The organism is Cesiribacter sp. SM1 (assembly GCF_020178975.1).
GTDB lineage: Bacteria > Bacteroidota > Bacteroidia > Cytophagales > Cyclobacteriaceae > Cesiribacter.
In genome coordinates this window covers 167096-179709 of record NZ_JAHXBU010000091.1, presented here as the reverse complement: position 1 = coordinate 179709, position 12614 = coordinate 167096, and the positions used below count along the sequence as shown (strand labels likewise).

Sequence of the window (12614 nt, the reverse complement as noted above, 5' to 3'; positions counted from 1 at the left end):
ATTTATTCAGCACCAATCATTTTGTAGAAAAGGGGCAGTAATGTCCTGGCCCGGGCTTCATCCAGGTTTTCGCGCTGTATTGTAGTGGTTGTGGCAGTGCCACCTGCTTTTGCTTTTTGGGCCAGCTGCCTTTTTTCAGTATTGGTATATTCTGAAAAAGTGCGGCGCAAAACGGGCACCACCTCCTGGAACAGCTGGGGCTGTAATTCTCCCAGCCACTCGTCTACAATTTGCCAGATGCGGTCATCAAGTATCAGTGTGGTGGCGCTTTCCTTCAGGAAACCCTCGATCCATGATGCGCCATAGGCAGGATCGGTACCTGCCGAAAGGGCTTTGCTAAACTCCTGTGCAGTCCTTAGCTCATCGATCTCCTGTGCATCGTGCAGCAGTTTACAGCAACTGCCGCAGACTAAAGCATTTGCCTGGTGGGTATCCATGATCTTTTCCAAAGCCTCATACCAGAGACTGCGGTATTCTTCCTCTTCCAGCAGCAGAATGGCGCTGTTCATCTGCACCATCAGTGCTGCCAGTGCGGCGCCTGTTTCTTCATCGATGCCGCTGGAGGCAGGGGGCAGGCCTGCTATAATGCGCGCCAGCAGCGAATCCATGATCAGGGCAATGGTGCTGGTATTGGTGTTGCGTACATTACCATAGCGCCGTACCTGTGCCAGCGGCAGAAAGGCCTGCATCAGCTCCCCTACATCGGAGGTGCTGGCTGCCAGCTGGTCCATGCGTTGCATGAGCAGGGCTACACCGGCTGGTAATTCTGCAGGCAGCGTGTTTTCCATCAGCCTGGTTAGCTGCGATAGCTGCTGTGCTTTGGCTGCCCTGTCTCCTAATAATGCGTTGGCGGCTTCTTCAATGGTGTTGCCCCAGGCTGCTTTTTCCAGCAGGTTAATGCTTAGCTCGGGCTTCCAGTACAGCTCCCATTCTTCTTTGAAAGTGCCTTTACCGGCAGCTGCTCGTTTACTCCCCCAGGGCACCTCCAGCAGGAGCAGCCGGTGCAGCAAAATACTTTTTTGCAGTCCGCTTTCGTCCCGCAGGTCAATCTGCAGCAGTTTCGGGGCATCCTGGGCTTTCAGGCGCAGCTTTTTCTGCCAGATTTCCAGGTCGCGCTGCAGGGGTACCTGTGGGGCATCGGCTGGTGTGCTGCCGGTCTGGTGGCCCACAATAAGCTCACGCCACACCAGCTGGAGCAGCGCACCATCGCCCATGCACATCACCGATTGCACGGCCTCGTTATATTCATGCAGGCCTGCACGGTGCAGCTGGCGCATGGAAGCCAGGGCATGTGCCAGCCGGAGGGTTTCAATTACATGGGCAGAAGAAATATCCATACGCTGCTCCCTGAAGACCCTGGCCACATGCACGAGCCATTCTGTGCCGTCGTCCTGGGACCTGTTCCAGAGGTGGGTGTACCAGCCGGGGGAGTCAATGCCTGCCCCGTAGCCACTTTCATACGATAGTCGGCTGTTGGTCCAGGGAATCCAGGTGGCATCTGCCTTTACTTTGGGCAACCCTTTCAGCAGGGCATCGTCGGCTTTTTGAGAGGGCATGTTTTGCAGGGCAGGTACATGCCAGGCACCGCATACTACTGCAATATTTTCCCACTTTTCCTTTTGTGCGTTGCGAATGGCTCTGCGCATAAAGGCTTCCCTGAGCTGTTCCCTGCGGTCCTCTTTCAGCGGGAGTGTATCCCGCAGGGCCTGCATGGCTTCTGCCAGTGCATCGAAGGTTTCCAGGCTTCCCCTGCGCAGCTCAAACTGCTGCTCCCACCATACCTCGGGATCGGCATAGCCTGCAGCCTCTGCCAGGTAGCGGATAGGGTTCCGGTATACATCTGGTTCTGGTAGTTCTTCTAACAACTCATCAGCTAAGGCCTCAGTCACCAGGGCTGTGCCAGGCTGTGTACCATTGCGTAGCTCACTTTCGTCAGTAAGATCTTCCTGCCTTTCAATACCATCGGCTCCTCCATCTTCTGATGGGGCCTCCTGCCGGACTCTTTCAGCTTCGCGCAGGGCAAACTCATGCGCCAGCGGAATGTCGATAAAGCGGACGGGAATATGGTGTTGCCGCCCATAACAGATGGCCTGCCACTCAGGTGAATATTCGGCAAAGGGGTAGAAGGTTGCATCCTGCGGATTGTCAGGCCTGTAAACGAGCAGGGCAACGGGCGGCTGCATTTCTTCGTGCAGCGCCCACTGCAGCAGGGCCTCACCTTCAGGAGGACCCTCAATGAGTATGATATCAGGCCGCAGCTGCTCCAGCGCTTCTTTTACATTGCGCGCAGAGCCAGGTCCGTGGTGTCGTATGCCTAAGAGGTGTAGGGGCATGGGGAGGGGGGTGTCAGGTATGAGGTATGAGGATTGAGCCTTATGACGATCTGCCGCTATGGTATTGGTATCAGTTTTCGGGTATGGAGTATGCGGTATCAGTAAAAGATTAACAGATTATATTTCAGCCTTGCCTTTCATTGAAATTGAGTATCAGCTTTTGCAGTAGTTCAGTTGAAACCAGCCACGCCTTACCTCATACTTCATACTCCATACCTCTCACCTCTACATCATATCCCTGCAGGAGCGGTAGATGTCTTTCCAGCCTTCGCGCTGCTTCATAACAGTTTCCAGGTATTCCTGCCATACAATTTTATCCTGCACCGGGTCTTTCACCACGGCTCCCAGTATGCCGGAGGCCAGGTCGTCGGCTTTAATGCTTCCGTCGCCAAAATGGTGGGAGAGGGCAATGCCGCTGTTCATTACCGAAATGGCTTCGGCGGTACTCAGGGTGCCGGAGGGCGATTTTAGCTTGTTCTTGCCATCGAGGCTAAGGCCACTGCGCAGCTCCCGGAAGATGGTTACAATTCGCTTAACCTCTTCGCCAATGGGTTTCTCCAGGGGTAGCTCCATGGTTTTGCTGAAGCTGTTTACCCGCTGCTGTACAATCTCCACTTCTTCCTCCAGGGTGTTGGGTACCGGCAGAATTACGGTATTGAACCTGCGTTTAAGGGCGCTGGAGAGGTCATTTACGCCTTTGTCGCGGTTGTTGGCCGTGGCTATTACATTGAAGCCTTTTACCGCCTGCACCTCTGTGTTTAGCTCGGGAATGGGCAGGGTTTTTTCTGAAAGAATGGTAATGAGCGTGTCCTGCACGTCTGAGCCAATGCGGGTAAGCTCTTCCACCCGTGCAATTTTACCATCCTTCATGGCGCGCATCACAGGGGTTTCTACCAGCGCATCGGGCACGGGACCTACTGCCAGCAGGCGGGCATAATTCCATCCATAGCGTACGGCTTCCTCGCCGGTGCCAGCAGTGCCCTGCACCAGCAGGGTAGAGTCTCCGGAGATGGCGGCCGCCAGGTGCTCCGATACCCAAGACTTGGCGGTGCCCGGCAATCCGTACAGCAGCAGGGCCCTGTCGGTAGTAAGGGTGGCTACGGCAATTTCCATGAGGCGCCTGTTGCCGATGTATTTAGGCATGATGTGGTAGCCATTGGCCAGCTTGCCACCCACCAGGTAGGTAACCACCGCCTGCGGCGATAGCAGCCAGTTGAGGGGCTTTGTTTGGGTATCCTGTTTTTTCAGCTCCTCCAGTTCTTCTGCAAACTGTTGTTCGGCGTGCTGACGTAATACGTTCTGCATAGGTTTATATCGATGCGTTTAATTGTTCTCTGGTTTCGATGATGCGGCTCATTTCCGTTACTACATTGCGGAAGAAGCGCTGCTGGTAGTGCTCTGATTCAATCTTTGCCAGCTCCTGCAGATAGGGCAGAAGCCCGGCAGGCATGTAAAGTGCCCAGCTGTGGTAAAGGGGCTGGCTAACATCATAAGGTTTATGGATGAAAATCTCCAGTAGTTTCCGGCACAGCCCGGCGGGTATAGGCACATAGGCCTCGTCCATCAGCAGGGGCAGCAACTGCGCAGCATTGGAGCTGTTATCTGTAAACTGTGCTGCATAGCTCCATCGTTCCTGTAGCGGCAGCACTTGCAGGATTGATGGATGGGAGACTGCATGCTGGCGGAGCAGGGCATGCGCCAGTGGCTGGTGCTTGTGTAGAAATGCGGCATGGATCAGTGAAGTCAGGAATAGCTCTTTTTGCTTGTGCTCCATGAACAGCTGCACCGTTTGATCTGCAGTAAGGCCGTAGGACTTCTGCCAGAAATGGGGGTGCAGGTGTTCAATTGCCTGCGCTACCCAGTAATCCCTATCCTCAATCCCTTTCTGGCTGCTCATTTTTTCAAGTCCGCTGTCGGCCAGCGCCTGCGGATAAGCTATGTCTTTGTTTACCTCAAAAAGCTTTTTCTTTCCTATCAGCAGTACGCGCTCTTCCTTCAGCAGCAGTGCTTCCTTTAAGAAAGTTGCATATTGCCTGCTGATGGCCGACTGGGGCAGTAGTTTTAAGAGTGTGTAAGCAGTTTGCTTTACCTTCTGACTTTTGTCTTTGGTCTGGCTAATCAGAAAAGCTTCATCGTCGGCAGATAATCCCACAATAAGCTGGTTGAGCAGTTCGTAGCGTAGGTTGGCACTTTCCTGCTCAATTACCCCTGCTAATAATGCCCTGCCCAGCTGCGGATCCGTTTTTCTGACAGCATTCAGGTACTCCCTGCGCTGGGCTGAGGTGCCGGTTTGCCAGATGTCTTCGTTGGTGCCCAGGTAAAGCATTTTCCACTGTTCACTGAGGCGCGCCAGCCAGGGGCCGCGCTCACCGCACACCTGCAGGTACAGGCTGTTGTCTTTTCGTGCAGCTGCTTTGTTCAAAAGGGCAGGCACCAGCTCAGGGCGCACCACTTTTCCGCTGGCAGCCACCCGGTGCAGGGCGTATGCCAGCAGAGCCTCCTCATTGGTTTTCAGCAGCTGGTTGATGAGCGAAGCTGAATCTGCAGAAAGCTGGGGCCTGTTGTCAGGAGGGGCCGTAGCATGCCTGTAATCATTTACGGGCAGCTGTTTACCAGCTTCCTGCAGTAGCAGGTAAGCAGCGGTGAGCTTCAGAAAAGCATCTTCTTTATCCTCCCGGGTAGCTGTAATTTTTTCCGTTACCTCCTGCATGAGTGCAGTGTCCGGAGCAGGTAAATACTTCTCCGTGCCAATCATGGCTGTTTTAATGATTTCCTGCAGCATGCTTATGATAAGGTGTGGTAGGTGTGATTGAACCATAGGGCCATGAGCCAGATGCCTTCGGGTTCATAGAGTATAAAAGCAGTAAAATCTTCACCGCCACTAATGGAAAGGGTCTTCCAGCAGTCATCTTCTGCATTCAGCAGGCGGGCGGTTTTATTATTGCTATCGGCTAAAAACCAGCTACCCTTTTGCATGAATATCCGGGCAGGGCTAAGCCATTTGGGGAGTTGATCTATGAACGGAAGTACAGACAGACTAACTGCCTGCTCCTGTTCCAGATCGCTGAAACTGCGGCTAAGCAGCGGTTCAGGAATAGGCTTGGTGGCATGCTGCTCTTTTATCAGTGCCCGTAAGGGGAGGGCAGAAGGGTAAAAAGCCAGTTCTGCCTCCAGCATGCTGCCTTCCACGGAGCTGGCACCCGGGAGCTGGCCGGGGGCGTAGAAATTCAGAAGCAGGGCAAACTTTTCTGTTTTGCAGCCCCAGAGCCAGGTACGTTCTATGGTGAGCCGGTCGTCCACTTCGCTGCTCTTGGCCAACACCAGCCACTGATCCTTAACTCCATCCTGCTGCAGAACCTGTTCTTTTGGCGTGGACCAGCCAATTAGAGAACGGATGTCTTCGGCAGGCAAATCACTGCAGCTTTCCAGCTGCTTATAGGCTTCTGTTAGCAGGTAAAGGCTGGCGATTTTTTTTAAGAATGGCTGCTGCCAGCCATCCTGGTAATAATTGATATTACTTAAGCGGCGCAGCATGCCGGCAACGCCTCCGGCCTGGGCATCTACCATGCGGGCGGTGATGGCCTGGTTGAACTTATAAGCATCTCCCGGAATGTGCATAATGCCACCCCGCACCAGGTCCTTCAGCCACATGCGGAGCTCTTCCAGCCCTGCAGATACTTTCTTCTCCCGCTCCTCTGCGCGCTTTTCTTTGGCTTTGGAATCAGGCGTAGTACCTTCTTTTACCTCTTTGGCCACCGCCCTGCTTTCACGCTTGCCCAGCCATTCTTCTACATCGGCACTAAGGTTTTCTTCCCGTGTAAAGGCTTCTTTGTTTTTAGCATAGAGCAGAAAGAGTCCAAGCCCATGCTTGCACGGAAATTTTCGGCTGGGGCAGGAGCATTTAAAAGCAATATTGCTGAGGTCAATAACAGTGCGGTAGGGATTTTTGCCGCTGCCCTGGCAATCGCCCCACAAGGCTCTTTCGTGCGCATGGCGGGCTACCCATTTGGCCGTAGTAGCAAGCTGCTGCCCTGCCTTGGTAGAGGCAGCATCAGGTGAAAGTTGTATGATCTGATCTTCAGTAAACTGCATAGAGAGAAGGGCGAATAGGCGCAGCAGCCTGTGTTTCTGCCATTGCCACACCCAAACCAAGGTAAGAAATGGACGGGAGTTTTGCTATTGTTTGGAACCAGAGTTTATTGCTGAAATTGATATTCTGCAGATCATCCAACATGTGCTGGCGGAAATCTAATTTCTGTTGATCCGGGCCCATTGCGGATGAGCTGCTGCTGAAGAGGCAGCAGCTACCTCTCTGAATATAAGAGGCAGGAGTAAATACAGATCAGCTGGCAGTCAGATATTTGCTTTTGACTTCTATAATCACCCTTCAGAGGGCTCAAGTATATAGTGGGTATTGAATGGCTGGCTGAAAGCTCAGATCAGGTCAAAGGCACGGGCGTATTGCCCCAGCTCGTAGAAGGAGCTGACGCCTAACTTTTTCCTGATGTTTTTCCGGTGGGTTTCCACGGTTGCATCGGCTATGGATAGTTCTTTGGCGGTTTCCAGTGCACTTTTGCCTAAGGCCAGCAGCCGTAAAATATCCAGTTCTCTCTTGGAGAGCTGCATAAAGCGCTGGAGGTTGATTCTGAAAAAGTTCTTCTCCTCCAGCAGGCGCTCCACCTTGCTTGTTTCATGCTGGCTTGGATCTACCGGGGAGGCCAGTGTAATAGTAAGCAGGGGGCGGTCTTCATCGTCGCGCATCAATATTTTTACAGAACTGAAATGCCATTCCCAGGCATGTGCTTCAGCAGCCCTTACCTGTTGAAAAAAGGAAATAGATTCGTCACCATTGTTTCGCTCCAGCAGGCCTACTATTTTAGGAACATACTCCTTATTGTCTTCGGGATTGAAGAACTTCGTATGGTACTCGGTTCCCATTGCTTTTACCTCTTCCAGACTTAGCCCCAGCTGTTTAAGGCCTTTGGGAGACATATATTCAACAGAGAGGGTTCTTATATTATGAATGATCACCACGGCAGGCAAACAATCAGCTACTACTGCAATTTCAGCGATCTTTGAATCAATTCTGCTTCTTAAATCACCAGTGTCAATAGCATCAATGTTCTTGTTGTGCATAGAGGCCAGCTAATAATTGAGGATAAAACAGGCTTAATATATATAATTCTGGCAAGTATTAATATTAGTATTTACTAAGCCTAATGCATGGTTTTTAGCAGTGAAAAAGAAGTTTAAGCTGCTAACTGACTTTTGCTGATCGTAATTAGGGGGCTGATCCCCTAAGCATCATGTACAGGCGGCTTAGTTATTTCATCAGTAGATTTAACTATTTTTTGTTGAGGTTCAGGGGTTTAGCCGGTGTTTCTTTTTGCAGCTGCGCAGTTTTATCCCTCACGGTACTCCCAGGGATAAATAATCATTCAATTGGAAGTAGTTTAATAAGATTAAAAAACAGACTATCCCCTGGCATAAATACTGTTATTGAAGGTCAGGATCACCTGCTGTATCTTTTCATGGGTGAGGGGCTTGTTCAGAAAGCCCTGGATATTGTATTGCTTGGCCTTTTCCATATCACGAACATCCCATGAGGCGGTGAGCAATACAATAAAGAGGCGTTCCACCTCAATTTCCGGCATACGCTCCAGCCGTTCCAGAAACTCAAAGGCATTCAGAAATGGCAGGTTCAGGTCAAGGAAAATCAGCTCCGGACATGGATCAGCACCGGCGCTGCGGTTGGAGCACTGTTCCTTTAAATATTCAAGTGCCGCTTCTTCATCATCGAGACAGTGAACATTTTCAGCTACTTCCATCTCTTCAACAATTGCTTTATTCAGGAAGCAGGTGATCTCATCGTCTTCAATGAATATAATATTGTTTATTTTTTTCATGCTGATAGTTTAAAAAATAATGCCCCATTTACTTTATCTGTGGGTAAACCTTCATCAGTATGTTTAATTCAATTTGTTTTTTTTGAAGGTATTGGCAGCGCCAGCAGGCCTGTCAGTCGATTTACGGTCTGCCGGCAGGGAGGCCCCCTGTTTTTCCTTCTGTTCGGTAGCTACTTTGTCCTGCCGGCTCACCAGGCTTTCCAGAATTCCGTTTATTTTAACCTCTGTGAGTGGCTTTGTGAGGTAACTGTACACATTGTAGCTCCTTGCTTTTTCCAGGTCTTTCTGGTGCATGGAGGTGGTAAGAATCACTACTCTTTCACTGCTTAAAGATTCACAGCCGGCTGTGTGCTTAAGTTTTTCCAATATATCAAATCCATCAATACCGGGCATGTTTAAGTCAAGCAGAATCAGGTCCGGACAGGACTTATCTGATCCTGCCTCACTGGAGCAGTTTTTCTGTAAATATTCAATGGCCGATTTACCATCGTTGATACATTCAACATTTTCCGCTACCTGCATCTCTTCCAGCATCACCCGGTTTATCCAGCTGCAAATAGCATCATCATCTATCAATAAAATATTATTTAATTTTTTCATGTAAAAATCAGCTCCTGATCCCTGCTTCTTCTTAATCTATTCTCAAATGGCTGTAACAGCTTCAATGCCAGGTGCAGTTGCCCTGGCAGAAGAACAGCTACCTCTATTACGGTTATTTTTTTAATAGGGCTACAGCCTGAAAGTATTTTTTTTGCGAGATGTTTTGAAAGCAGCAGGGATCAGGAGCTGTTAGCATATTTAAACGCCTCTATTAAGCGCACGCAGCTGTGTGTGGAACTCTGATCACGGGAAGAATAAAAGTTGATGCTTTATTTACCGTGATTGCATGTGTTAAGCAGGTTGCAGTGATCCTTCCGCGAAGGTTTTGATATCGTTGAGGCGCATGCGGTCGTTGAGCCGCTGGGAATAATGAAAATCCCTGATTACTAGCCCTGGATCCAGCAGGAACTCTGCCGGCATGGTGCTGATGGATTCTCCGTCGGCCATGGGGTGCATGGGTACGCCTTTTATTTTAGCCTTGATGGCTGTTTGCACAAAGCTGGTCAGGTGGCTAACAGCAGACTTATAGCCGGAGTGCTCCAGTCCGTAGGTATTGTACCATACTTTTTCCGGATCAGAAATAATGGGGATGGGAGAAACACCCTGGTGAAAGCTGCTTCTTAAAATGATGTTCTCCTTTGATTCAAAAAAGAAAATCATCTCCAAACCTTTTTCCTTAAGCTCCTGGTGAGCTTTGGAAAGGGTATGGACTCTTAGGTTGCAGAAGGGACAGCCAGCATGTCTGAAAAAAGCTATCAATACTTTTTTGTCGCTATAGTCATGGAGGTTGATCATTCTGCCGTACACATCTTTTAAATTGAAGGCAGGGGCAATGGTGTCTTTTTGCATCATCATGAGGAGGAGGAGTTAATCTGTTATCTTTTTGTTTGTGGCGGCAGTTTTATATGCTGCCTGAATCGCACAACCGATATACGTAAAGTCTGGACGAACCGGATCTCCGATTAGCTTACTGAGCTGAAATATTTTTCATGACCATGCCTGTTGTACACGTGCAGCACAATGCTGCACGTGTACAACAGTGTGTGCAACAAGCGCATCTTAGCCAGTACTATCTGTTTATACACCTGAAAATGCGCTGAAGCCTCCATCAACAGGTACACAAGCACCGGTTACAAAGCGGGAAGCATCGCTGCAGAGCCAGAGCAATGTACCATTCAGATCGGATGGCTCTCCAAAACGGGCCATAGGGGTATGTTCTTTGATGGTCTTGCCACGGTCTGTTAGGTTGCCATCGCTGTTGGTAAGCAGGGTGCGGTTTTGTTCTGTGAGGAAAAAGCCGGGAGTAATGGCATTTACCCGGAAGCCTTCGCCATGTTTACGTGCCAGCTCAACGGCCATCCACTGGGTGTAGTTGTCGATTGCGGCCTTGGCAGATGAGTAGCCCATTACCCGTGTGAGTGGCTTTTGGGCAGAGACTGAAGAAATGTTGATGATATTTCCTTTGTTGTGCTGAAGCATCAGGGGGAGAAATGCCTGCGTGGGTAATACGGTGCCCAGGTAATTCAGCTCCATTACCTTTTTCAAATCATCGGTAGAAAGATCGATGACAGACTGATCGGGCCGAATGACGGCCCCGGGCATGTTGCCGCCGGCCACGTTCAGCAGCACATCCAGCTTGCCCCACTGCTGCGCTACACTTTTGCAGGCTTCTGCCAGGGAGGCTTTGTGCAGCACATCTGCTACCAGGCCAAATGCCTGCAGTCCCTGATCTTTCAGTTCCTTTACAAAGTCTGCAACCTTATTTTCGTTCCTGCTCAGTATACCTACCCTGGCACCAGCCTGCGCCAGGAAGGTAGTCATTTCTTTACCCAGCACACCGGTAGCGCCTGTTACAACTATTACTTTGTCAGTTACTGAAAAAAGTGCATTCATTTTTCTTGGGCTTGAGGGGTAAATGGAGATCAAAATATGCTTATGTTGTGGCAAAGATATAAAAAGTTGTTCATGCCTGGCTGTATTGTAATGTATGCGAGTCTTTTAAATACTTAACAATGAGGGCATAATTACTACCGTATATTAAGCCAGGTGTGCAGCTGTGAATTGATGAAATCAACATTGCTGCACCAGCAAAACCTTACATTTTTTATATTTTAACAAGAAGCTGTTCTGCTTCAGACTTACGATCTAAACTTACCACCAATGGAAAACAAGATCCTGGGTATTCATCACATCACGGCCATTGCCGGTAGCGCTAAGCGCAATTACGATTTTTATACTCGGGTGCTGGGTTTAAGGCTCCTAAAAAAGACTGTTAACTTCGATGATCCCTATACCTATCACCTCTATTATGGAGATGAGCAGGGCTCCCCGGGCACCATTCTTACTTTTTTTCCTTATGAGCAGGTTAATCCCGGACGCAGGGGTACGGGCATGGCTACAGAGATAGGCTATGCTGTACCGGCTGATAGCTTTGATTTCTGGATAGACCATTTTGACAGGAATGGGGTTATTTACAACAAGCCTGCTGAAAAGTTCGGAGAAAAGTACCTTACCTTTCTGGATCCGGATGGGCTGAAGCTGGAGCTTACTGTTTCTAAAGCCCCCGATGCACGCAAGCCCTGGACAACCGATGAGGTAGGGGAGGCTTATGCTACCAGGGGCTTTCATCATACCACCATTACCCTGGAGGATGTTAAGCCTACTGCACGGGTGCTGACCGAGGTACTAGGCTACCGGCTGGCAGAGCAGCACGTTAACCGCTACCGCTATGTTTGTGAAGCCGGTAGTACGGCAGCCATTATTGACCTGGTGGAGGCTAAGGGAGAACAGCCGGGATTTGTTGCCGGTGGGGCTATCCATCATATTGCTTTTAGGGTAAAGAACGAGGAGGTACTGATGGAATACCAGGAGAGGGTGCGCGGGTTTGGTTTAAGCATTACGCCTAAAATTGACAGAAACTACTTTTATTCGCTCTATTTCAGGGAGCCAGGGGGTGTATTGTTTGAGATTGCCACAGACAATCCCGGCTTTGCCATCGACGAGCAGCAGGAGGCGCTGGGACAACAGCTGAAGCTGCCGCCACAGCATGAGCCGCTGCGGGAAAAGCTCCTGCAACGCCTGCCTGCCATTCCGTAAGCACATTACCATAAACTAATATATGTACACACATACTTCTAAACCCATACTTGCCCTGGGCAGGCCCCTGGCGGAAACCAAAAAAGCGCTGATCCTGATACATGGCAGGGGAGCATCTGCCCGGGATATTCTTTCCCTGGGGCAGGCCCTGGAGGTTGAGGATTTTACCCTTTTTGCACCCGAAGCGACCAATAACAGCTGGTATCCCTACAGCTTTATGGCGCCCACCATCCAGAACCAGCCTGCCCTGGATTCGGCCCTGCAGCTGCTGGATGGGGCCGTGAAAGAAATTATGGAGCAGGGGGTGGAGGCTACGAACATCTACTTTGCCGGCTTTTCGCAAGGTGCCTGCCTAACCCTGGAGTATAGCACACGCCATGCACAGCGCTGGGGCGGCATTGCAGCTTTTACCGGTGGGCTCATCGGAGACAGCCTCGATACAGGCAATTATAAGGGCAGGTTTGAGCAAACGCCAGTGCTCATCAGCACAGGCGATCCCGATCCGCATGTGCCCCTTGCAAGAGTAGAGGAAAGCAGGCAGATTCTGGAAAGTATGGGTGCCAGTGTAACGTTGAAGGTATATAAAGGCCGCCCGCACACCATTCTTCAGGAAGAAGTGGACCTGGCCAATAAGCTGATTTTTGGGTAAAGCCAGGTTAAAGATGTTACCAAAAAAACA

The 12614-nt window shown here is 50.2% G+C and carries 11 protein-coding genes; 2 read left to right on the top strand and 9 right to left on the bottom strand.

The window, feature by feature from the left end; translation table 11 throughout:
• Positions 1–2: 2 nt before the first annotated feature.
• The 9 genes from KWJ01_RS18710 to KWJ01_RS18670 form a co-directional block, all read right to left on the bottom strand.
• Entirely contained in the window at positions 3–2333 is a 2331-nt protein-coding gene (locus tag KWJ01_RS18710; RefSeq protein ID WP_224998539.1) for a DUF5682 family protein, read from the bottom strand.
• A gap of 225 nt (positions 2334–2558) precedes the next feature.
• Positions 2559–3638, bottom strand: a complete 1080-nt coding sequence (locus KWJ01_RS18705; protein ID WP_224998537.1) for an AAA family ATPase — start codon at positions 3636–3638, stop codon at positions 2559–2561.
• A gap of 4 nt (positions 3639–3642) precedes the next feature.
• Positions 3643–5115, bottom strand: a complete 1473-nt coding sequence (locus tag KWJ01_RS18700) for a DUF5691 domain-containing protein (RefSeq protein WP_224998535.1) — start codon at positions 5113–5115, stop codon at positions 3643–3645.
• A 2-nt stretch (positions 5116–5117) separates the two neighbouring features.
• Positions 5118–6425, bottom strand: a complete 1308-nt coding sequence (locus KWJ01_RS18695) for an SWIM zinc finger domain-containing protein (protein ID WP_224998534.1) — start codon at positions 6423–6425, stop codon at positions 5118–5120.
• 342 nt (positions 6426–6767) lie between these two features.
• Positions 6768–7469 (bottom strand): helix-turn-helix transcriptional regulator, encoded by a 702-nt coding sequence (locus KWJ01_RS18690; RefSeq protein ID WP_224998532.1) that lies wholly within the window; start codon positions 7467–7469, stop codon positions 6768–6770.
• Positions 7470–7807: 338 nt separating this feature from the next.
• Positions 7808–8239: a response regulator gene (locus tag KWJ01_RS18685; RefSeq protein ID WP_224998530.1), complete on the bottom strand. Its 432-nt coding sequence runs from the start codon at positions 8237–8239 to the stop codon at positions 7808–7810.
• Between the two features lie 63 nt (positions 8240–8302).
• Positions 8303–8839 (bottom strand): response regulator, encoded by a 537-nt coding sequence (locus tag KWJ01_RS18680; protein WP_224998528.1) that lies wholly within the window; start codon positions 8837–8839, stop codon positions 8303–8305.
• A 291-nt stretch (positions 8840–9130) separates the two neighbouring features.
• Positions 9131–9694 (bottom strand): peroxiredoxin-like family protein, encoded by a 564-nt coding sequence (locus KWJ01_RS18675; RefSeq protein ID WP_224998526.1) that lies wholly within the window; start codon positions 9692–9694, stop codon positions 9131–9133.
• 222 nt (positions 9695–9916) lie between these two features.
• A complete protein-coding gene (locus KWJ01_RS18670; RefSeq protein WP_224998524.1) occupies positions 9917–10732 on the bottom strand; it encodes an SDR family oxidoreductase in 816 nt (271 codons plus the stop codon).
• Positions 10733–10999: 267 nt separating this feature from the next.
• Here KWJ01_RS18670 and KWJ01_RS18665 point away from each other — a divergent pair, with 267 nt between their 5' ends.
• Positions 11000–11935: a ring-cleaving dioxygenase gene (locus KWJ01_RS18665; protein WP_224998522.1), complete on the top strand. Its 936-nt coding sequence runs from the start codon at positions 11000–11002 to the stop codon at positions 11933–11935.
• A 22-nt stretch (positions 11936–11957) separates the two neighbouring features.
• Positions 11958–12584: an alpha/beta hydrolase gene (locus KWJ01_RS18660; protein WP_224998520.1), complete on the top strand. Its 627-nt coding sequence runs from the start codon at positions 11958–11960 to the stop codon at positions 12582–12584.
• The last annotated feature ends 30 nt before the right edge of the window (positions 12585–12614 follow it).